At 69.9% G+C, this 20,887-nt stretch carries 18 protein-coding genes; 1 reads left to right on the top strand and 17 read right to left on the bottom strand.

Translation table 11 applies throughout. The features are described from left to right. Positions 1-64 precede the first annotated feature (64 nt). The 16 genes from meaB to BIV24_RS04670 all read right to left on the bottom strand — a co-directional run bounded on the left by meaB (position 65) and on the right by BIV24_RS04670 (position 17,797). Positions 65-1,021, bottom strand: coding sequence for a methylmalonyl Co-A mutase-associated GTPase MeaB (gene meaB / locus BIV24_RS04745; protein WP_071364872.1), 957 nt, complete (start codon positions 1,019-1,021; stop codon positions 65-67). Continuing rightward, positions 1,018-2,028, bottom strand: coding sequence for an MBL fold metallo-hydrolase (locus tag BIV24_RS04740; RefSeq protein ID WP_071364871.1), 1,011 nt, complete (start codon positions 2,026-2,028; stop codon positions 1,018-1,020). Before BIV24_RS04740 ends, meaB begins: the two co-directional genes overlap by 4 nt. A 2-nt stretch (positions 2,029-2,030) precedes the next feature. Continuing rightward, a complete protein-coding gene (locus tag BIV24_RS04735) occupies positions 2,031-2,936 on the bottom strand; it encodes a 3-hydroxyacyl-CoA dehydrogenase family protein (RefSeq protein WP_079168009.1) in 906 nt (301 codons plus the stop codon). Between the two features lie 36 nt (positions 2,937-2,972). Then, positions 2,973-3,377, bottom strand: a complete 405-nt coding sequence (locus BIV24_RS04730) for a cobalamin-dependent protein (protein ID WP_071364870.1) — start codon at positions 3,375-3,377, stop codon at positions 2,973-2,975. A gap of 15 nt (positions 3,378-3,392) precedes the next feature. Further along, on the bottom strand, positions 3,393-5,114 hold the full coding sequence (locus BIV24_RS04725) for an acyl-CoA mutase large subunit family protein (RefSeq protein ID WP_071364869.1): 1,722 nt from the start codon (positions 5,112-5,114) through the stop codon (positions 3,393-3,395). Position 5,115: 1 nt separating this feature from the next. Next, on the bottom strand, positions 5,116-5,895 hold the full coding sequence (locus tag BIV24_RS04720; protein WP_079168007.1) for an enoyl-CoA hydratase/isomerase family protein: 780 nt from the start codon (positions 5,893-5,895) through the stop codon (positions 5,116-5,118). After that, a complete protein-coding gene (locus tag BIV24_RS04715) occupies positions 5,888-7,486 on the bottom strand; it encodes an AMP-binding protein (RefSeq protein ID WP_071364868.1) in 1,599 nt (532 codons plus the stop codon). The genes BIV24_RS04720 and BIV24_RS04715 overlap by 8 nt, the downstream gene beginning before the upstream one ends. Continuing rightward, positions 7,486-8,307 carry a TetR/AcrR family transcriptional regulator gene (locus BIV24_RS04710; RefSeq protein WP_079168006.1) on the bottom strand — a complete coding sequence of 274 codons (822 nt, stop codon included), beginning with the start codon at positions 8,305-8,307 and terminating at the stop codon, positions 7,486-7,488. Before BIV24_RS04710 ends, BIV24_RS04715 begins: the two co-directional genes overlap by 1 nt. A gap of 11 nt (positions 8,308-8,318) precedes the next feature. Next, positions 8,319-9,509 carry a thiolase family protein gene (locus BIV24_RS04705; protein ID WP_071364866.1) on the bottom strand — a complete coding sequence of 397 codons (1,191 nt, stop codon included), beginning with the start codon at positions 9,507-9,509 and terminating at the stop codon, positions 8,319-8,321. Continuing rightward, complete coding sequence (locus BIV24_RS04700) at positions 9,506-10,237, bottom strand: carboxyl transferase domain-containing protein (RefSeq protein ID WP_071364865.1); 732 nt, start codon at positions 10,235-10,237, stop codon at positions 9,506-9,508. The genes BIV24_RS04705 and BIV24_RS04700 overlap by 4 nt, the downstream gene beginning before the upstream one ends. A gap of 820 nt (positions 10,238-11,057) precedes the next feature. Next, positions 11,058-12,485, bottom strand: coding sequence for an amidase (locus tag BIV24_RS04695; protein ID WP_071364864.1), 1,428 nt, complete (start codon positions 12,483-12,485; stop codon positions 11,058-11,060). A gap of 30 nt (positions 12,486-12,515) precedes the next feature. Further along, positions 12,516-13,343, bottom strand: a complete 828-nt coding sequence (locus BIV24_RS04690) for an ABC transporter ATP-binding protein (RefSeq protein ID WP_071364863.1) — start codon at positions 13,341-13,343, stop codon at positions 12,516-12,518. Between the two features lie 5 nt (positions 13,344-13,348). Further along, on the bottom strand, positions 13,349-14,329 hold the full coding sequence (locus tag BIV24_RS04685; protein ID WP_071364862.1) for an ABC transporter ATP-binding protein: 981 nt from the start codon (positions 14,327-14,329) through the stop codon (positions 13,349-13,351). Between the two features lie 5 nt (positions 14,330-14,334). Continuing rightward, positions 14,335-15,207, bottom strand: coding sequence for an ABC transporter permease (locus tag BIV24_RS04680; RefSeq protein ID WP_071364861.1), 873 nt, complete (start codon positions 15,205-15,207; stop codon positions 14,335-14,337). After that, positions 15,204-16,157, bottom strand: coding sequence for an ABC transporter permease (locus BIV24_RS04675; RefSeq protein WP_071364860.1), 954 nt, complete (start codon positions 16,155-16,157; stop codon positions 15,204-15,206). The genes BIV24_RS04680 and BIV24_RS04675 overlap by 4 nt, the downstream gene beginning before the upstream one ends. Continuing rightward, positions 16,157-17,797: an ABC transporter substrate-binding protein gene (locus BIV24_RS04670; RefSeq protein ID WP_071364859.1), complete on the bottom strand. Its 1,641-nt coding sequence runs from the start codon at positions 17,795-17,797 to the stop codon at positions 16,157-16,159. Before BIV24_RS04670 ends, BIV24_RS04675 begins: the two co-directional genes overlap by 1 nt. Before the next feature lie 149 nt (positions 17,798-17,946). On the opposite strand from BIV24_RS04670, the gene BIV24_RS04665 reads away from it, so the two are divergent. Next, positions 17,947-19,068 (top strand): LacI family DNA-binding transcriptional regulator, encoded by a 1,122-nt coding sequence (locus BIV24_RS04665; protein WP_071364878.1) that lies wholly within the window; start codon positions 17,947-17,949, stop codon positions 19,066-19,068. Between the two features lie 369 nt (positions 19,069-19,437). On the opposite strand, the gene BIV24_RS04660 is transcribed toward BIV24_RS04665, so the two are convergent. Continuing rightward, the gene (locus BIV24_RS04660) at positions 19,438-20,871 is read right to left on the bottom strand and encodes an amidase (RefSeq protein WP_071364858.1); all 1,434 of its coding nucleotides are present in this window, start codon (positions 20,869-20,871) and stop codon (positions 19,438-19,440) included. Positions 20,872-20,887 lie beyond the last annotated feature (16 nt).

The raw sequence follows: 20,887 nt of genomic DNA, 5'->3' as shown, positions 1-20,887 counted from the left end.
GGCCCGGATCGTGCGCCCCGCCATGCGCCCCGCAAGGGCTCGGGCAGGGCGGATCGCTGCCATTTCAGCAGTCGTTGTCCGCCCATTGCAGCGCGGCCAGTGCCCGCGCTGCGACCGTGGCCGGATCCTGGCGACGCTCCCACAGCGCTTCGGAGAGCTCGTCGATCGTCGCTTGGTCAAGCGTGGCCAGGGTGCGCCGCCGCGCCTGCGCACCGATCAACTCGAGCGCCTCTCGCTCCAGGTGCCGCAGCCTGCGCTTCTGCAACTGTCCGCTGCCGCGCCGGGTGTCAAGGAACTCCTCGACTTGCCGGACTACCTGCTCCACGCCATCGCCCATGTCTGCTTTGGTGAGCAGGACGACGGGACGGGGAGTCCGATCCTGCATGCGGAGCATGGCATTCAGTTCGCGCCGGGTGCGCAGCGCTCCCTCTCGGTCAGCCTTGTTCACCACGAAGACATCACCGATCTCCAGAACGCCGGCCTTCATCGCCTGGATCCCGTCACCGGCCCCGGGCATGGTGACGAGAACGGTGCAGTCGGCGGTGCCGGCGATGGCGATCTCGCTCTGACCCACCCCGACGGTCTCCACCACGATGACGTCCATACCCATGGCGTCCAGTACCCGCACGGCAGCAGGCGTGGCCTCGGCGAGCCCGCCGAGGTGGGCCCGGCTCGCCATCGACCGGACGTAGACGCCGGGATCGCCGGTCAGCGACGCCATCCGAATCCGGTCGCCGAGTATCGCGCCTCCGGTGAAAGGACTGGACGGGTCGACCGCCAGCACCCCCACCGTTCGGCCACGGTCGCGCCAGGCCCGCACCATGCCCTCCACCAGCGTGGACTTGCCGGCGCCGGGCGGGCCGGTGACGCCGATGACGGCGGCCCGGCCGGTGTGCGGGAACAGCTCTGCCAACCGGGATGCCGCCCCTGGGGCGTCGTTTTCGATCAGTGTGATCATTCGGGCGCCGGCTCGCTGGTCACGGGCGAGTACCCGGCTCACCAAGTCATCGTCCTCGGTCATCCAAGGCCTCCTGTTGCCACGAAGACTCCGTCGCCCGCCTTGGCGGCCCCGGACTCCAGCGCCTCTGTCACGTGTACCGCAGTCACGCTGGAGGCCCATGGGATGACGTCGTGAACCGCCGGTGGGTACACGCATCGCTCCAGTTCCGCGAAGGTCGCCGGCCCGCGGGCGAGGGCGGCCGTGATCCGTTCGGTGCGCGCTGCGATCTGCCGTTCGGTGGCCTCGATACTGATCGCCACCGCATGGGGTCCCTCCAGGAGCCCACCGTGTCCGGAGATGCCGAGCCGGGGTTCCAGCGCCGCGACCCGCCGCAGGCTCTCCCGGTAAGCGCCGGTGCCCCCGCCCCCTGGCGCGTACCAGGGGATCGCGGTACCCCGGGTGACCAGTAGGTCCGAGTAGACGAGCATCCCGGTGCGCTGCTCCCAGTAGCACATCAGGTGCGCGTCGTGCCCGGGCGTCGGCACTGCGGTCCACGCGTAGCCACCCAAGCGGATCACGGCTCCGGGCCGCACCTCCTCCACGGCGTGGTCCGGTGGCAGCGCGACCGCGCCGCATTCGTCCTGAAAGTGGCTGTCGATATCGAGATCGGCGAGCCAGGGGGCGAACTCCCGCACCACCGGGGGCAGGATCGCCTCGGCCACCAGCGCGGGGTCGTCAAGGATCGCGCGGGCACCGGCCGGAACCAGTACGCGACGTCCAGCGGCCAGGCTCGCCGCGGCTCCGGCATGGTCGGTGTGCGGGTGGGTGCACAGCACCGTGTGGACCGCCGCCAGGCTCCGCCCGACCGACCGTAGGCCGGCTTCCAGCGCCTCCATACCGTTCTCGGTGCCGAATCCGCAGTCGACCAGCGCTGCGCCGTCGCGGTCAAGGACCACCAGGACGTTCCCCGGGGAAGGCCACCTGCTGCTGTCGGCTCGCAGCAGCACCAGATCCGCGCCGAGCCATTCGACGCCGAACCGCCCCTGCCATCGACCTCCCAGGCCGCGGGCCGGGCTGACGCCGCACACCGTCAGCTCTCCCCGCCCGGTCGGCGCGCGCCGAGGAACTCGTACCAGCCGCCGCGACTGCCGGGCTTGAGCGCCGGTGCACCCCGGTATCCGGCCCGGAACACCTTCCGGGCCAATGGCGGCACGGCGTACCGGTCCCCGCACGTCTCGTGCAGATACTCCTGGGCGTGGTACCAGGAGTCGAAGCTGGCCGTGTCGTCCAACAGCTCGAAGACCCCCATCGGCCAGCCGAGACCGGTCTTCACCATCTCGTCGATCTCGGCGGGACCAGCCACCCCGAGCTCCACGAGCCGGATGGCTTCGGCGATGTAGAGGTTGATGAACCGGGTCATGAAGAAGCCCGGCGCGTCGCCGACCACCACCGGCTTCTTGCCGATCGTGCGCAGGAACCTGGTTACTCGTCGGACGGCATCGTCGTGGCTGAGCTCGCCACGGGCCAGCTCGATCAGCGGCATCACATTGGCCGGGTAGAACCAGTGCGTGCCGACCAGTCGGCCGGGATCGTTCAGCGTGCCGGCCAGTTCGGAGATCATGATCGATGAGGTGCCGCTGGCGAAGACGGCGGCGGGCGGGGCCACCTGCTCGGCTTGGGCGAGCACCTTCTGCTTGGCGGCCAGGACCTCGGGGACGGTTTCGAAGACCAGATCCACGTCGGCCAGGCCCTCTTCGTAGTCCAGGGTGAGCCGCAGCCGGGACAGCATGTCGTCGGCCTGCTCGCGGGTGATCTTGCCGCGCTCCACGCCGCGCTCGATGCCGAACGGGCCGCTGCGCACCAGCTGGGCACCGTGGTCGAGCGACTCCTGACGCCGGGACAGCAGCACAACCTCGGTTCCCGGACTGCGCAGACAGGCCAGTGCCATGCCGTGGCCCATGAGGCCACCACCGCCCAGGATCGCAACTCTCTTCACAGGGGAATCCTCTCCGCCGGGCCGGACCGGACCGGCTCACACCGCGCTGCGTTGCCGAACGTGCTCCTTGATGAACTCGACCGCCGACTCGGCCGACGCTCCCGGACCGAACACTGCAGGTACCCCCAGTCCGGCGAGTACCCGGGCGTCGACGTCGGGGATGATGCCACCCCCGATCACCAGCACATCGTCGACCGAAGCGGCCGCCAGCCCGGACATCAGCTCTTCGAAGACCGGCATGTGCCCGCCGGCGGAGCTGGACACGCCGATCACGTCCACGTCCTCCTGCAACGCGGTCGCGATGATCTCCTCGGCGACAAGGAAGTTGGTGAACACCACCTCGAACCCGGCATCGCGGAACTTGCGCGCGAGGTAGCGGGCTCCTCGATCGTGCGCGTCATGGGTGGGCTTGGTGAGCAGGACCTTGATTCTGTTCGCCATGGGTGTCCCCTCTCGTCAGGACTCGTGCGGGGGACCCCAGCCGAGGTGGCGTTTGAGCACCCCCATGATCTCGCCGGTGGTCGCGTCGGCCCGGGCCGCGTCGATCGCGGCCGGCAGGAGCTTGTCGTCGCCGAGCTGGTCCATCCTGCTGGCGGCGAATTCCTTGGCGGCCAGCTCGAGGGACTCCATGGCGCGGTCGAAGGCGGCCGCGTCGCGCTCGTCCCGCAGCCGGCGCACCCGTTCCACGGCGATCCGCTCGACCTCGGAGTCGACCTTGAACAGCTGCGGTTCCGGCTCCTCTCCTGCGGTGTAGCAGTTGAGCCCGACGATGCGCCGCTGCCCGGAATCGACCAGTTCTCGCCAGCGCTCGGAGGACTCTTCGACGATCGAGCGGATCCAGCCGTTGCGCTGGGCCCGCACATAGCCGCCCTGGGCCTCGATGTCGGCGACCAGGTTGAGAGCGGCATCAGCGAGCTGATCGGTGAGCGCCTCCACGTAGTAGGAGCCGGCCAGCGGGTCGCTCACGGCCGTGATGTTGGTCTCCTCCTGGATGACCTGCTGCACCCGCAGGGCCAGGGTCGCGGCGTCCCCCGTGGGGATGGCCAGGGCCTCGTCGTACGCCGAGACCTCCATGGCCTGGGTGCCGGCCATGGCGGCGCCGAACGCGTGCAGCGTGGTTCGGATCAGATTGACCAGGGGCTGCTGAGCGGTGAGCACCGCGCCCGAGGTGTGGGTGTGGATCCGCACGTGCATCGAACGCGGGTCGGTGACGCCGAACCGGTCCTTCATGGTGGTGGCCCAGATCCGGCGCATCGCGCGGATCTTGCACACTTCTTCGAAGAAGTCGTTGGCCTGCGCGAACTGGAAGCCGAAGCGGGGCAGCACGTCATCGGGCCGCAACCCCGCCTGCTGGCAGGCGCGGACCAGCTCGATGCCGAACGCCAGCATCAGGCCGATCTCCTGCACGGCGGTGCCGCCGGCCTCCTCAACGCCGTAACCGAAGAAGTTGGTGGTGTTCCACTTCGGCATGTGCTTGCTGCAGTACGAGATGAGCTCGACGGCGAGCTTGAGCCCCTGCTCCGGCGGGAAGGCGCTCATGCCGACGTAGGCCGACTGGTGATACCAGTTCATCGTGTTGCCGCGGAGCTCTGCGGGTGCGACACCCTGCCGTTCGGCGTAGGCGATGTACTGGGCCAGTGCGGCGATCACCTGGTAGTAGGTGATGTGCACGACGTTGATCTTGCGGAGATCGAGGCCGTCGAACAGCCGGGCCATGTCTGCGGCCGAGTAGACGGCCATTCCGCACTGGCCGATGCGCCCGCGGGCCGCGGGGTGGTCCGGGTCCAGCCCTTCGTGGGAGACCAAGTCGTAGACCAGGTTGTAGAACCTGCTGCCGAAGTAGCCGACCATGCCCTGTTCGGCGAGCAGATCCATGCGGCTGCGGGTGTCCTCGGGCAGCCCGTATCCGATCACCGGCTGGTTCGCCCAGTTCATGAACTGGTACTGGGTGGCCAGGTTTCCCCGAGTGTAGGGGTAGGAGCCCGGCGCCTCCGGACGCGTGGAGTCCGGGACGTCGTGCGGGAAGTAGCAGTTCTTGATCGGCAGCCCCGAGTGCGATTGCGGGTTTAAGGCCTGGGTTGGTGCCTGGTCGGCGAAGCGCTTCGCGATCCGCTCGTAGTCCGCCTGCCATCGCGCCTTTGCCTGTTGGGACGCGGACAGCGTCTCCTCGTCGAACATGTCACCCTCTCCCATCGGCGCGCGCCCGGAACTGCTCGGTGCGGCGCCGATGTTCGGCCGTATCCATCAGGAAGCTCTGCGTGCTGGCGCCCAACTGCAGCGCGTCGGCGAACGAGCGGGCTCCGTCCAACAGCGCCCGCTTCGCCTCTGTGTAGGCCGGCCGCGCCGCTGCCGCCGCCATTCCCGTCGCCGCCTCGAGCGCGGTTGCCTCCAGCTCGTCGTCCGCGACGACTCGGGCGACCATCCCCCACTCGCGGGCGGTCTCGGCATCGATGCGTTCGGCACCCAGGACAAGCCGACGGGCTCGCGAGAGCCCCACCACTCGCGGCAGCAGCCAGCTGCCTCCCATGTCCGGCACCAGGCCCATTGCCACAAAACCGGAGCCGAACGACGCCGAGCGGCCGGCCAGGCACAGGTCGGCACCCAGAGCCAGGTCGAGCCCGGCACCGGCGGCCGCGCCGTTGACCGCGGCCACGACCGGAAGCGGCAGCTCGGCAAGACGCATCGCCAGTTCGGCCGCCCGCTGGAACCGGACCCGGCGCTCCGCGGAGACCAGGCCCTGCCACCTGGTCAAGGTGTCCACATCGCCCCCGGCGCTGAACGCCCGCCCGGACCCGGTCACCACCAGTGCGTCCGCGTCCGGGTCGGCGGCGACCTCGGCCAGGCCCGCGTGCAGTGCCTCGAGCAGTTCCTCGTTCATCGCGTTCAGCCGGTCCGGCCGGTTCAGCCTCAGCAGCATCACCCGTCCGCGACGTTCCCGAAGCAGTACCTCGTCAGCCACGGCCGGCGTCCTCCAACGGCGCGCCTGCGGCCGGTGAGGCCGCCGGCTCCGCCCGCCCGGTGGCGACCAGGTCCCGCAGCCGGGTCTTCACCACCTTCCCGGACACGTTCTTGGGCAGCTCGTCGACGAAGTGGACGCGCTTGGGCAGCTTGTAGCCGGCCAGGTGCGAGCGGGCGTTCGCGATGAGCTGTTCGGCGGTCAGCCTGCTCCCGGGGCGCAGCACGACCACGGCATTGACCGCCTCGCCCCAGCGGTCGTCGGGCACCCCGATCACCGACACCTCGGCGAGCTGCGGGTTGGCCGCGAGCAAGCCCATCTCCACTTCGAGCGAGTAGACGTTCTCCCCGCCGCTCTTGATCATGTCCTTCTTGCGGTCGACGAAGAAGAGGTGGTTGTCGCTGTAGTAGGCGAGGTCGCCGGTGTGCAGCCAGCCTCTGCGCAGGACCTCGGCGTTGGCCTCCGGACGCTTGTAGTAGCCCTTGAAGACGTTGGGGCCGCGGACGATCAATTCGCCGATCCGGCCGTCCGGTACGTCCTGGTCCAGTTCGTCGACAATGCGCACGTCGTTGTACCAGAGAGGGAATCCGAGAGTGTTCTCCCTGGCCAGCGCCTCCCCGGAGAACTCCGTGATGGTGACCAGGGGAGCGGCCTCGGTGAGCCCGTAGGCGAACAGGAATCGCTCGAGCGACAACGCGTGCATGGCGTTGATCGGCAGGTCGCGGGTGTACTTTGCGGCCGCACTGAGCACCAGGCGCAGTGAGCTCAGGTCGTGGCTGCACAGCTCCGGCAGTTCCAGCAGTTGCTGCAGCGGGGTGACCAAGATGGTTGCCACGGTCACCCGGTGCTGCTCGATCAGCCGGCAGGCGTCGGCCGGGTCCCACTGCCGCATGATCACCAGCGGCAACCCGCGGATCAGGAACGACGTGGTCTGGATGTGCAGCCCGCTGACATGGTTCATCGGCATGCCGACGAGCAGGCAGTCGTACGGCATCGGCGGGGCATAGGTCAGGTAGCTGATGGCGTCCCAGCAGATGTTGCCGTGAGTCAGTACGGCGCCCTTGGGCAGCCCCGTCGTGCCCGAGGTGTACATGATCAACGCCTCGTCGCTGCTGTCCAACTCGGCCTTCGGCTCGGCATCGGAGGACACCGCGACCAGGTCCTCGTAGGACAGGGCTCCGGGAAGGGTCACGGCTCCGTCGAAGACCACCAGTGTGACGCCGGCCAGATCATCGATGACCGAGGCCACCGTGTCCTGGAATCCGGCCTCGATCACCAGCACCTTGGAATCGCTGTCGGTGACGATGAAGGAGATCTCCTTCGGAGCCAGTCGCCAGTTGACGGTTCCGAAGACCGCTCCGATCTTCGCGGAGGAGTGACACAACTCCAGGTACTCCACCGAGTTGCGGCCCAGGATCGCGACGTGGTCGCCGAAGCCGATTCCCAGCCCGGTCAGCGCATGGGCCGCCCGGTTGACCCTCCGGTTGTACTCGGCATAGGTATAGGTGCGGCCCTCGTAGATGACCGCCCTGCGTTGCGGGTACTGCGCGGCAGCCCGCCGGATGACATGACCTATCGTCAGGTTGTCGACCATCAGCTTCGCCCTCGCTCCCTCCGTGGGGCGGGGTCGGCCAGGCCCTCGATGGAACGGAGTCCGACCCCGCCGGCAAGCCCGTCCCGCAGCCGTTCACGCGTCTCGCTGAGCTCGGCCTCGAGCCGTTCGAGTTCGGCGCGCACCCGCTTCACCGACTGATCAGCCGGTTCGAACGCCTCGTCGAGGTTGGAGAAACGGGGGTGGGCCCCGCTGCGGCGCTCGCCAGGTCGGATCCCCGATTCCAGGATCAGGGCGAACTCCGCGGCGATCTCCTCCACGGCGCCGGGATCGGCGGCGTCCGGCCGGTGCCACTTGTAGATCCAGTTGCACATCCCCAGCAGCGCCAACACCATCAGCCGCACCGAGCCGGGGCGGAACACGCCCTGCCGCTGCCCCTCCGCGATCACCTTCTCGAAAAGCGCCTCATGGGCCCGCTTGCGGTGCCGGATCCCGCGCTGCAGCTCGGTTGGCAGCTCGGATTCCTCGGAGAACGCCACCGACAGACTCGGGAGCTCGGCCGTGACGACCGCGATGTGGGCGTGCACCATTCGGCGCAGCCGCTCGTCCACCGGCAGGTCCAAGGCCGCGAGCGGTGCGACCGCAGCCTCGATCCGATCGAAGATCTGCTGGTAGATGTCCGCGAGCAACTCGTCCTTCGAGCGGATGTAGTGGTACAGGGACGCCTTCTTCAGTCCCAGCTCGCCGGCGATGTCCTCCAGCGTGGTGGCTCGATAGCCCTTGCGTGCGAACAACTGTGCGGCCGTCGCGAGGAGCGACTCGCGGGTCAGCCCGCGTCCGGCAGCTTGAGGTCGAGATGTCATCGCCGCCTGCCTCAGGCCCGCTCGAGCACGACGGCGGTGCCGAGCCCGCTGCCGGCCGGGACGGTGGCCAGCCCGTACCGCAGGTCGCGCTGCCGCAGCGCCTTGGCAAGGTGGATCACGATCCGCAGGCCCGACATGCCGACCGGGTGGCCGAGGCCCACGCTGCCGCCGTCGACGTTGAGTCGTTCGCGCGGCCACTTGGCCTTGCGCTCGCAGGCCACCATCTGTACCGCGAAGCCCTCGTTGCACTCGATGAGGTCGACGTCGTCCTGGCTCAGCTCGGCGCCCGCCAGAGCGGACTCGGCGGCCAGCACGCAGCTGTAGCCCATCAGCTGCGGATCGCATCCGACCATGGCGGTGCCGGGCACGACGATCCGCGCGATCGGTTCCAGCCCGAGCCGGGCGACGGTCGCCGCGTCGCAGACCAGCGCTGCCGCCGCGGCGTCGTTGTGCGCGGAGGCATTGCCCGGGGTGATGGTGCCGCCCTCCCGCACCGGCGTCATGGCCGCCAGCCGCTCCGCCGAGACATCGGCACGTGGGTTCTCGTCGCGAGCGACAACCACCGGGCCGCCGCGGTGGGGCACCGTGACAGGCACCGTTTCATCCTCGAACCGGCCGGCTTCCATCGCCGCGATCGCCCGCTGGTGGGAGACCACGGCGTACTCGTCCATCTCACGCCGCGACACGCCGTCCACCCGGGCGTGGCGCTCCGCGACATCGATCATGGTCTGGGGATCGCCCCACATGCCGGAGCCGGCCAGCTTGCACTCCTCGAGGGAGTCGGTGAACCGGCCGTGTCCCAGCCGAAGCCCCCATCGGGCGCCCTGCACCGTGTAGGGCGCGTTGCTCATCGACTCCATCCCCACCGCGAGTACGCAGCCCACCGAGCCGAGCGCCACCTGACGTGCCGCCATGACGAGCGCCGCCATGCCCGACGCGCACTGCATGTTCAGGGTGAACGCCGGCGCAGCATCAGGAACCCCGACCCGCTGCCCCACGATCCGGGCAGGATTCGACTCGGTCATGTCCTGGAGCACCAAGCCGGCGATCACCTGTTCCACTTCGGTCGCCGGCAGGCCGGTTCGGGCGAGGAGCCCGGTGACCACCGGTGTGGCGATCTCGGTGGCGCGCAGCGGGGCCAGTGCCCCCCCGAAGCGGCCGATCGGCGACCGAAGGCCGTCCACCAGGTACACCTCATTCATGAGCGCGACTCCCTCGACATCAGCAGGCGGAGCGCGGCGACCATCCGCTCGCGCGATTCCTCAGGCAGGATGACCTCGTCGATGATCCCGGCCTCGGCGGCCAGGAACGGACGGGTGACGGTCTCGCGGTACTCCGCGGCCAACTCCCGCCGGGTGAGAGCCGGATCCGCGGCCGCGGCAAGCTCACGTCGGTGCAGCAACCCGACGGCGGCCTCCGGCCCCATGACCGCGAGTTCGGCCGAAGTCCATGCCCAGGTACGGTCCGCCCCCAACGACTGCGAGCCCATCGCGATGTAGGACCCGCCGTAGGCCTTGCGGACGACCACTGTCAGCTTGGGCACCGCGGCCTCGACATACGCTGCCAGCATCCCGGCGCCATGGGTGATCAGTGCCTTGCGCTCCTCGACCGACCCGGGCATGAACCCGGGCACGTCGAGGAAGGTCAGCACGGGCAGTCCGAACCGGCCGCAAAAGGCCACGAAGCGCGAGCACTTGACCGCGGTCTGCGCATCCAGGACACCGCCGAGGTATTTCGGCTGGGACGCAACCACCCAGGCGGTGGTGCCGCCCAGGGCGAAGGCATCATCGGCGAGCCGGACGAACGGCGTGTTCTGATCGGGGACGGCATACACGGCGACGCTGCCGAGTCCGACTTCCTTCGCGGTGCGAATCACCCGGACGGCGATCTCACTCCGGTTTGCGACGAGAACCTTGCGCAGCTTTCGCACGAAATGCCCTCCGTCAGGAGAGTACGGGCGCGACACGCGTCAGAGGCAACCGCCTCAGATGCAAGCGGATCTGACGGGCCGACCATCTGGTTGGTTTATCAACCGACTGTTCGTCAGTCCAAGTTGCGGCATCGCCGACGCGGATGTCAACAGGTAACCCATAACCCTCGTCGGTGGTCTTGGCGCGGCGCAGGTGGGGGAGGCGCTGCTGCCGTCGGAAACTTCGCAGACAAGGCTGCGGTCGCGCAGGATCCGGACCCGTACCGGCGCGGAACCGTAGCGGACGGCGTCGGTGACCAGCTCGCTGAGGATCAACTCGGCGGTGAAACCCGGCTCCTGCAGCCCCACGCCACGAGTTGGCGGTGCATGAGGCGCGGACCGGGGAAACAGTCGCAGGGTCGGACGGCACGTCCCAGTCGGCGACCTGTTCGGGGGTTGCAGGCGGGTGCGGGCGACCAGCAGGGCGATGTCGTCGCTTGGTTGCGGGGACAGCATGGTGTGGCAGACCGCCGCGCTGGTCTCCTCGGGGTTTCGGTTCGTGCTGCCGGTCAGCGCGGCGCCCAGCAGGTCGGGGCCGGTGTCGATGTCGCGGTTGCGGTCAACGACTTCTCGACGCCGTGGGACCCTCGGTGCTGTCAGGCCGGGGGAGTACCTGCCGCATGACGTCCCGCCGTACAAGACCGTGTACGACTACGTCGGCCAGGCCGGCGGCCAGGGTTTGCCGTGGCCGCCGGAGTACACCGCGGGCTGGGACGGGGGCGAGGCGTCATGTGGTGGTGTGCTCGCCCACGCGCCCGAGGAACCCGGTGACATGGCCGAATCAGAGGATCGGCACGCTGGACCAGGGGCGGGCGGCCTCGATCGCTGCCGCCGCGCGGAACACCGTGGTGTCGTCGTAGGTGCGTCCGACGACCTGCACCCCTGTCGGCACCCCGGTCGAGGCGAATCCGGACGGCACGCTCAGCACCGGGCAGCGGCTGGCGATGTTGAACACCGTAGTCATCGCGGATTCCAGGTAGAAGTCCAGCTCGACGCCATTGATCACGACCTTGGTCGAGAGGTGATCGTCGTCCGCCTTGAGCGCCGGGACGGCCGTGGTCGGGCACAGCAGCACGTCGTAACGGTCCAGCAGGGCGCCGAGCGTCGTCTGTATCGCGGCCTCGATCTCGAGGCCCAGCAGGAAGCTGCCGGGCTCGCGGACGGCCTCGGCGGCCCGTCGGGCGAAGTCGAGCGCGTACGTGGTGAGCTGGTCGCCGTGCTCGGCGGCGACCGATGCGATGTAGGGGCCGAAGATGGAACCGAAGTGGATCATCGCTGCCCGCATCACGTCCGCCCGCATGATGGGGACCTCGACCTCCTCGACGACGGCCCCAGCCGCGCGCAGCGCCTCGGCGACCGCGCGGGTGTTGGCCTCGACCTCGGGATCGACCGGCCAGTCCCCGAGGGTGACCGAGAGCGCCACCCGCAGGCCTTCGGCGCTCTCGAACCGCTCGGGCAGGACGAGTTTGGGCCGCAGCGAGACCGCGTCCAGGGGATGGGGACCCGCGATGACGTTCTCCAGCAGGGCGCAGTCATGGACGGTGCGCGCCATCGGACCGTCGTGGCAGTAGGTGTCGAGGTTGAACGGCGACATCGCCGGCACGCGCCCGTACGGCGGTTTGAAGCCGACCGTGCCCGTGTACGAAGCGGGGATGCGGATCGAGCCGCCGATGTCGGAGCCGGTCGCGAGGGTCGTCTCACCCGCCGCGAGTGCGGCGCCCGCGCCGCCCGAGGAGCCGCCCGGAGTGAATTCCAGGTTCCACGGGTTGCGGGTGACGCCCCACAGCCGTGACTGTGTGTACCCCGCACAGCTGAATTCCGGGGTCGTGGTCCGCGCGTGCACGATGCCGCCGGCAGCCTGGATCCGCTCGATGACCGGATGCGTCTGCTCGGCGATCTCGTGCTGGAACGCCAGGGACCCGTCCGTACTGCGGCGGCCCGCAATGGGCTGCTCCTCCTTCGTCGCGACGGCGAGACCCTCCAGCGCGCGGGGCGCCTCGCCCTTGCCCGCATACCGTGCCTCGGCCTCGCGGGCGGCGGCGAGCGCCTCCTCGAAGGTCTGCTCGGCGAGAGCGTTGACTTTTGGTTCGACAGCTTCGGCGCGCGCGATGACCGCGGTCATCAACTCGACCGGTGACAGGGAGCGGTCGCGGAACCGGCGCAGGGCCTCGGTGGCCGGCAGATGGGCGAGGTCGGTGAGGTCGGTCATGTGATGGTCCTTCGGGGTGAGTCGGAAGGGTCAGGCAAGCGCGCGGCGGCCTGCGGAGATGCGGGCCGGATCCCATCCGGGCCGCGGTACGGAGTCGAGCAGGAGACGGGTGTAGGGATGCTCGGGGCTGGTCAGGACGGATGTCGTGGGGCCGGATTCGACGATTGCTCCGGCCCTGAGCACGACCACCTCGTCGGTGATGTGCCGGACGACCGCGAGGTCGTGGCTGACGAAGAGGAAGCCGATGCCCTCGTCACGGCGGATGCCGGCGAGCAGGTCGAGGATCTGCGCCTGGATGGAGACGTCGAGGGCGGCGACCGCCTCGTCGAGGATGAGCACCTGCGGTCGGGCCGCCAACGCCCGGGCGATCGCCACGCGTTGACGCTGCCCTCCGGACAGCCGGCGGGGCAGCGCTGCGGCCTCGCGCTCTCCCAGCCCCACCTGGTCGAGGAGTTCGGCGACCCGCCTGCGCCGCGCCGGTGCGTCCAGCGGGAAGTGCAGGCGCAGGACCTCCTCGATGCACGCGCTCACACTGATGCGCGGGTCGAGGGAGAGATACGGGTCCTGGAACACCATCTGGATCTCGCGGGCGCGGGCCAGGCGCTCGGCCCGTCCGCGGGCGCGTGCCGAACGGTCGCGTCCACCCAGGTGGACCGTGCCGGCATCGGGTGTCTCAAGGCCGACGAGCATGCGTGCCGTGGTGGTCTTGCCGCATCCGGACTCGCCGACGATGCCGAGTGAGCCTCCTGGCCGCAGGGTGAAGGAGACGCCCTCGACGGCTGCGCGCCCGCCGAACTCCTTGCGCAGTCCGTCCACCACGAGACCGGACGCGCCGGTGGTTTCTGGCACGGCAGTCACAGCAGTCACAGCAGGATCCCTTCATCGGCGCGCAGACAGGCGGCCAGGCCCTGGCCGTCGTACTGCCGCAGGACGGGCTTCTCGACCGAGCAGCGCTCCTGCGCGTGCGCGCAGCGCGCGGCGAACGCGCACCCGGACGGTGACTCGGCGAGCGAGACCGGGCGGCCGGGGATGGGCCGTGGCGGCGCCGCGTCGGGTTCGACGCGGGGTGTGCAGGCGAGGAGGCCGGCCGTGTACGGGTGGCGCGGGCGGTCGAACAGGTCTGTTGCGGCCTGCGTCTCGACGATCCGTCCCGCGTACATGACGTAGACGCGGTCGCAGATGGCCGAGGCCAGTTCCAGGTCGTGGGTGACGAAGAGCATCCCCGTGCCGCGCTCGGCCTGAAGGCGGGTGAGGATCGCGATGACCTCGGCCTGGGTCGTGACGTCCAACGCGGTCGTCGGCTCGTCGGCGACGAGCAGTGAGGGCCGGCTCGCGAGTGCCGCCGCGATGACGACGCGCTGGAGCATGCCCCCGGAGAACTGGTGCGGGTGGCGTCGCAACGCGCCTCGTGGGTCGCGGATGCCCACGGCGTCGAGGAGTTCCTCGGCACGGTCCGTCGCCGCCGCCGCGGGCACGCCGGCGGCACGCATTCCCTCGGTGAGGAAGTCGCCGACGCGCCGCATCGGATTGACCGAGGCACGCGGGTCCTGGAAGATCATCGATACCTGACGGGTTCTCAGTTCCTTGAGCCCGTCGCGGCTCAGTGTCAGTACGTCGCGACCCGCCACACGGACTTCGCCGTCCGTCCGTGCCCTTTCGGGCAGCAGCCCGAGCACGCTGCGGCAGGCGACCGACTTGCCCGAACCGGATTCGCCGACCAGGCCGACCATCTCGCCCGCCGCGACGCTCAGAGACACGCCGTCCAGGATCGGCCGGGCGGCGCGCCCCTCGGGCAGCCGCACGGTGAGGTCGTCGATCTCAAGAAGATTCTGCTGCACGGTCATTCGCCTCACCGATCCCGCTTTGCGACCCGGTCGGCGATGCCCTCGCCGACGATGCTGAACGCCACGACGGCGAGCATGATGCACACGGACGGCGCGAGCGCGGGCAGCATCGCGCCCTGCAACAGCGCGCCCTCACCCTCGTTGATCATCGCGCCCCAGTCGGCGGTCGGCGGCTGAACTCCGAAGCCGAGAAAGGAGAGCGCCGCGAGGTCCATCAGCGCGTACCCGAAGTTGATCGCCGACTGGGCGAGCACCGTCGGCGCGATGTTGGGCAGCAGGTGCCGGACGCAGATCGTCCAGCCTGACCAGCCCTGGACGAGGTACGACTCGATGTACGGACGGGCCTTCTCCTGCTGGGCGATGCTGCGCACCAGGCGGCCCACGTACGGCGTGTACGCGACCGCCATGGCGATGACGGGCGCGGTCATGCCCGGTCCGGTGACCGCCACGAACATGATCGCCACAAGCAGGCCGGGGAAGGAGAACACCAGGTCCATCGACCGGGAGAGGAGCGCGTCCACCCGGCCGCCGCGCCAGGCGGCCACGACGCCCACCAGGATGCCCAGGAGGGTCGACAACGCGACGACCACGAGCGGTCCGAGCAGCCCGGAGCGCGCACCGTACAGCAGGCGCGACAGCACGTCGCGGCCCGACTGGTCGGCACCCAGGAGGTGGTCGGTGCTGCTCCCGGCCAGGGTGGCCTGCAGGTCGAGGGCGTCGGGGTCGTACGGCGCGAGCAGCGGTGCGAAGAGGGCGACGGCCACGAGTGCGGCCAGCAGCAGGACGGCCGCGGTGAACAGCGGCCCCTGCCCGAACACCCGCAGGCGGCGCAGACCGGGACGCCGGCGCAGCGCGGTGACGTCGACTGCGGTGGTCATGAGGCACCTCGCCGGGTGAGGGTCAGCCGGGGGTCGATGAGCGGCGCGAGGAGGTCCACGACCAGGTTCACCAGGACGAACGCCGCCACGGTGATCAGCGTGATCGCCTGCACGACGGGGAAGTCCTTGACCGTCACCGACTGCACGAGCAGGGAGCCGACCCCGGAGACGTTGAAGGCGGTCTCCACGATCGAGGTGCTCACCAGGAGTCCGGCGAGCATCGTGCCGCCGACGGTGACGATCGGACCGAGCGCGTTGCGCAGCACGTGCCGGCGCACCACGTCGTCCTCGGCGACCCCGCGGGAACGCGCCACCTCCACGTGCTCCCGCCCCAGTTGGTCGAGCATCGCGGAGCGGGTCACCCGGGCCAGCAGCCCGGTGAGGGTGACCGCGAGGGCGACGGCGGGCAGGGTCAGATGGTAGAGCCGGTCGGCGAAACCGGTGCCGGCGGCACCGGGACCCGGGAACCAGCCCAACTGCACCGAGAACAGCGAGACCAGCACGATGGCGCTGACGAACGGCGGGGTCGCCGTGGCCACGCCGGTGCACAGGAGCACCACGCGGTCGACCGCCCCGGGGCGCAGCGCGGCGAGGACGCCCGCGAGCACGCCGCCGAGGCAGACCAGCACGGCCGAGTAGCCGATGAGCAGGGCCGTGCTCGGCAGGCGCGAGCCGATCAGGGACCCGACGTCGTGCCGGAACTGGACGGAGCGCCCGAAGTCGCCGTGCAGAACGTTGCCGACCCATTTCAGGTACTGGGTGAAGAACGGGTCGTCGAGGTGGTACTGGGCGCGGATCGCGGCCTTGGTCTCCGGCGACACCGGGTGGCCCTTGAGGAGGAAGGACACCGGATCCCCCGGGGCCAGGTGCACCGCGCTGAAGACCAGGAAGGAGGTGATCAGCAGCACGGTCACCAACCCGAGGAGCCGGCCGAGAAGGTAACGGGTCATCAGTTCGCAGAGCCGATCTTCGCGGCCCAGGGGTAGTACAGCTGGGCGATGCCGGCCGGGGCACCGGTGATCCGGCTGCCCAGGAACACCGTGTGGGGAGCCTCGTACAGCGGGATGGCGGGCAGGTCGCGCAGCGCGATCTTCTGCAGCTGGGCGGTCAGGTCGGCACGGGCGGCTGGGTCGGCGACCGCCGTCGCCCGGTCGTAGAGCGCATCGAACTCGGGGTTCGAGTACTTGCCGTAGTTGCCGAAGTCGCCGGTGCGGAACGACTGGTAGAACTCGAGCGGGTCGGGTGAGTTGGTGTAGCCGTTGGTGAACACCAGGTCGATGCCGGCTCTGGCGTGCGGGTCGGTGAAGAGCGCGGTGTACGCGTCGGGTGCGATCGGCTTGATCTGCACGTCGAGACCGATCTGCTTGCCGGCCGCCTGCACGGCGTTGGCGACGACGGTGATCTCCGGAGTGAGCGTGCTGCTCGCGATGACGACCTTCTTGCCGGTCGCGCCGGTCTCCTTGATCAGCTTCCTGGCGCCGTCGATGTCGTACACCAGATCGGGAAGGGCGGAGAAGTAGCCGTCCGTCCGGTCCGGGACGGTTTGCCAGGCGCCCCGCGCGGCCGGGGCCTTGGCCGGGACGGCCACTCCCGCGACGGCGGCCTTGATGATGCTCTGCCGGTCCAGGGCCATGGACAGCGCCTTACGGACCTTCAGATCGCCGAGTGTGCCCTTGAGGTTGAACACCGCGAGGTCGGAGGCGGCGGTGTTCGGGCCGAAGTACAGCTTGCCCTGCGAGGTCGACTTGAGCTGCCCGATCGAGGTGGACGGCACCAGGTACCCGCCGTCGACCGAGCCGGAGAGCCAGGCGTTGGTGCGTGCGGCCGGGTCCTGGATGAAGACGAACTTGACGCTCTCCGCCTTGGGGGTCAGCGTGTTGTCCCAGTACGTGGGGTTCTTCTTCAGGGTGATGCTGTCGCCCTGGGCCCAACTGCCGAGCGCATAGGGGCCGGTGCAGTCGACGCCGGCCTTCGGGTTGCCGTAGTCCCGGCCCGTCCTGGCGAGGAACGCGGCGCTCTCGACGGTACCGGGGGAGGCCGCCATCAGTTCGTTGAGCAGGGCGTCGGGCTTGTTGAGCTTGATCGTCACTTCGAGCGGGCCGGTCTTGGTGACCGAGGCGACGTTCTTGAACGCGCTGCCCCACGCCGAGCCCACGGCCGGGTCGAGATGACGCTTCAGTGAGGCGACGACGTCGTCCGCGGTCATGGTCGAACCGGAGTGGAACTTCACGCCGCTGCGCAGGCTGTACACCCAGGTCAGCGGGTCGGGATTGGCCGACTTCACGGCCAGGGCCGGCGCGATCTTCATGTCCGGCGTGATGCGGAACAGCTGCTCGCAGACGTTCGCCAGGACGGTGTTGGGCGGGTAGTCCCAGGCCTGTGTGTAGTCGAGGGAGTACGGCTCGGCGTAGAGCGACCAGGAGAACGACGAGATCGAACCCTTGGCCGCGGGTGTGTCCGCGGAGACCTGGTAGGCGGTGCTGCCCTTGGCGGAACTGGCGCTGGTGGACGAGGCACCGGAGCAGCCGGTGACCGTCGCAGCCAGGGCGACGGCTCCGGCGAGCAGGGCGGTGGATCTGGGGGCACGCAAGGAACCGACCCCTTTCCGGGGGGTTGAGCGTTCTGGAGGTGGCAGTGAGTATTGATGCGGGAACGTTCCCGCACAAGAGTTTGCGGGAACGGTTTTTTTGAGGTCACAGACGCGTGGACGGCGGTGCGGGGGACTGGCAGCATCAGCGCATGACCGAAACTCCGCCCCGCAGGGACCACGGCGTCCCGGCCGCCGTCCCCCGGGTCCGCCTCGTCGACGTCGCTCGCGAGGCGGGCCTGTCCAAGACCACCGTCTCCGCGGCGCTCAACGGCACCGGACGCCTGTCGCCGGCCGTGCGCGAGCGCGCCCGCGAGGTCGCACGCCGCCTCGGCTACCGCCCCAACCCGACGGCACGGCTGCTGCGCGCCGGGCACGCCAGGCTCATCGGCTACGCCGTGGGGGAGTACCCCACGGGCCCCGGGTCCTACATGGACTCCCCCTACTTCACCCAGCTGACCAGCGCCATCGCGACCACGGCCCTGCGCCACGGCTATGCCCTGGTGCTACTGCCCACCGGCTCCTCGCCCGATGAGTGGGCCGACCTGCCGCTCGACGCCGCGATCGTCGCGGACCCGCTCGCGGACGATCCGCTGGTGGAGGGGTTCATCGCCGCCCGTATACCGCTGTCCTCCGACCGCTCGGTGGAGGGCCGCTCCGGTACGCACTGGGTGGACGTCGACGCCGAGGCCGCGGTACGCGAGGTGCTGGATCACCTGCGCGCACAGGGTGCGCGGCGCATCGCGGTCGTGGCGCCCGACACCCCGACCAGCTTCTACACGGCGGCCCTGGACGCCTACCGGCGCTGGTGCGCCGAGCAGGGCGCCACGCCTCTGGTCACGCTTTCGACGCGGCCGGGCAACGGCCCCGCCGTCGAGGCGGTCGAGCGGTCCCTCACCACGCCCGACCGGCCCGACGCGCTCTTCATGCTGACCGAGGCCAATCCGCCACTGGTGCTCGATGCCGCACGCCGCCTGGGCCTGTCGGTCCCCGCAGACCTGCTGCTGGTGTGCGCGAGCGAGGACACCTCGGCCGCCCACGCCGACCCGCCCGTCACGACCCTGAGCCTCCAGCCGGTGAGCGTGGCCGAGAAGGGCGTCGAGCTGCTCGTCGCGGCCCTGGAGAGCGGGAGCCTGGAGCCGACGGGCGCGCTGGTGCGGACGAGGCTGGAGATCCGGACGTCGTCGGAGCGCGGCGGCGAGCCCGCAGGCGGTGCCGCGCTCCGACGACGCGGCCGGCAGGAGGCGGAGTACACCAGCGCTCCACCCACGTAGGTCCGCAGAACCCGGGCCGTGTGGATCTCCGCAGGCGCGGCGGCCCGCCCGTATCGCGCAGAGGGCGGCGCCGCGGTCCAGGGGGTGGCGGCTGCCGAGCGTTCCCCGGCGATCAGTCAGGACAGGTCCTAGCCAGTGCCGCGGCAGGCAACGTTTGCCCGTTCAGGAGCGGCGTCGTGGGGGCACCTCCCGCTCGAGCGAAGCCGAGAGTGGGGGAGCGTGCTCTCGGCGTGCCGGCCGGAAGCCCTCGTACTGGACGTACTTGGGCTTTCGGTCGGTGCGGCGAGTGGGGGTACCCCCTGCTCGAAGAGCTTGGGGGAGGCGTGCCGGGCGTCGCGACGGGGCAAACGTTGCCTGTTGCGGCACTAGCTAGAGCCAGGCGGGCCGGTCAGAGCCCCACGGGTGTGCCTCCTCGAGCTGGGAGGCCAGGCGGATGAGCAGGTCGTCGCGGCCGTATGCGGCGGCGAGTTGGACGCCGATAGGGAGGCCTTGGGCGTTGCGGTGCAGAGGCAGCGAGATCGCGGGCTGCCCCGTCACGTTGAAGGCGGGGGTGTAGGGGAAGTAGGAGTAGTGCTTGTGCAGCGACTCGTCGGGGTTGCGCTCGTCGAGGTCGAGTTCGCCGACCAGTGCCGGCGGACCGCTGAGGGTCGGGGTGAGCAGGATGTCGTGGACGCCCTCCTGCCACCAGGAGGCCACGTCGCGGCCCCACCGCTGGAGTCGGTCGATGGCCTCGATGAAGTCACTGGGGGACGCCTTGAGGCCTCGGTGGGCGTAGTGCCTGGTCATGGGGTCGTATTCGGCGATGTCGACCCTACGGCCCACCAGCATGTCGATCAGCCTGAGGTCGGCCGCCACATAGCAGGAGATGAGGTCGGTGAAGGTCGGCAGCATGTCCGCCCAGCCTCCGACCGCTGTCGGGTAGGCGTCGATGACATCGTGTCCGAGTGCTTCGAGCATGCGTGCGGTGTCCTCCACCGCGGTCACGCAGTCGGGGTGGGTGGTGAACCCTGGCATCGACGTCAGGACGCCGATGCGCAGCCTGCCTGTGGGAGCTCCGACCTCCTGGGCGAAGGGCCGGGCCGGCGGCGGGCACACGTAGGGGTCGCCGGGGAACGGGCCGGAGATGGCGTCCAGGATGGCAGCCGTGTCACGGACGGACCGGGTGATGGCGCCCTGGTGGGCCAGCCCCTGCCAGATTTCGCCGGCATCGGGCCCGTTGGAGACTCGGGCACGGGTGGATTTCAGGCCCACGCAGCCGTTGATGGAGGCGGGCATGCGAATGGACCCGGCACCGTCGTTGCCGTGGGCTGCCGGGACGATCCGGGCGGCCACCGCGGCGGCCGCGCCGCCGGACGACCCTCCGGTGATCCGGTCCAGGTCCCAGGGGTTGCGGGTGATGCCGGTGGCGCTCGATTCGGTGACAACGCTGACCGCGAACTCGGGTGTGGTCGTCCGGCCGAGGCTGATGAACCCGGCCTCCCGGAACCTGATGCCGAGGTGGCTGTCGTTCTCGGCCACGTAGCCAGAGTCTTGCAGCACCTTGCACCCGAAGTGATGCGGCTCGCCCTTGATCGCCGCTCCCGCGTCCTTGGCCAGGAACGGCACTCCGGCGAACGGCCCGCTCACCGGCTGGTCCGCAGCCGCGAGGGCCTTGTCGAAATGGCGCGAGGACAGCGCGTTGATCCTCGGGTTGCGCTCCTCGATCCGGCTGATCGCGGCCTCCACCAGTTCGCGGGGGCTGACCTGACCGGACGCGACCAGTTGCGCGAGGCCGGTGGCATCGTACTCGTCGAAATCCTTCAAGGGATTCTCCTCAGCT

It is taken from the genome of Streptomyces colonosanans (genome assembly GCF_001866645.1).
GTDB classification, from domain to species: Bacteria; Actinomycetota; Actinomycetes; order Streptomycetales; family Streptomycetaceae; genus Streptomyces; species Streptomyces colonosanans.
This window is presented reverse-complemented; position numbering and strand designations above follow the sequence as displayed.

Bases quoted from the DNA above. Each gene is read 5' to 3' on its own strand.
- BIV24_RS04695 (WP_071364864.1), bottom strand. From the start codon at position 12,485: ATGACCGACCTCACCGACCTCGCCCATCTGCCGGCCACCGAGGCCCTG.
- BIV24_RS04710 (WP_079168006.1), bottom strand. From the start codon at position 8,307: ATGACATCTCGACCTCAAGCTGCCGGACGCGGGCTGACCCGCGAGTCG.
- meaB (WP_071364872.1), bottom strand. From the start codon at position 1,021: ATGACCGAGGACGATGACTTGGTGAGCCGGGTACTCGCCCGTGACCAG.
- BIV24_RS04715 (WP_071364868.1), bottom strand. From the start codon at position 7,486: ATGGTCGACAACCTGACGATAGGTCATGTCATCCGGCGGGCTGCCGCG.
- BIV24_RS04680 (WP_071364861.1), bottom strand. From the start codon at position 15,207: ATGACCACCGCAGTCGACGTCACCGCGCTGCGCCGGCGTCCCGGTCTG.
- BIV24_RS04675 (WP_071364860.1), bottom strand. From the start codon at position 16,157: ATGACCCGTTACCTTCTCGGCCGGCTCCTCGGGTTGGTGACCGTGCTG.
- BIV24_RS04725 (WP_071364869.1), bottom strand. From the start codon at position 5,114: ATGTTCGACGAGGAGACGCTGTCCGCGTCCCAACAGGCAAAGGCGCGA.
- BIV24_RS04685 (WP_071364862.1), bottom strand. From the start codon at position 14,329: ATGACCGTGCAGCAGAATCTTCTTGAGATCGACGACCTCACCGTGCGG.
- BIV24_RS04665 (WP_071364878.1), top strand. From the start codon at position 17,947: ATGACCGAAACTCCGCCCCGCAGGGACCACGGCGTCCCGGCCGCCGTC.
- BIV24_RS04730 (WP_071364870.1), bottom strand. From the start codon at position 3,377: ATGGCGAACAGAATCAAGGTCCTGCTCACCAAGCCCACCCATGACGCG.
- BIV24_RS04705 (WP_071364866.1), bottom strand. From the start codon at position 9,509: ATGAATGAGGTGTACCTGGTGGACGGCCTTCGGTCGCCGATCGGCCGC.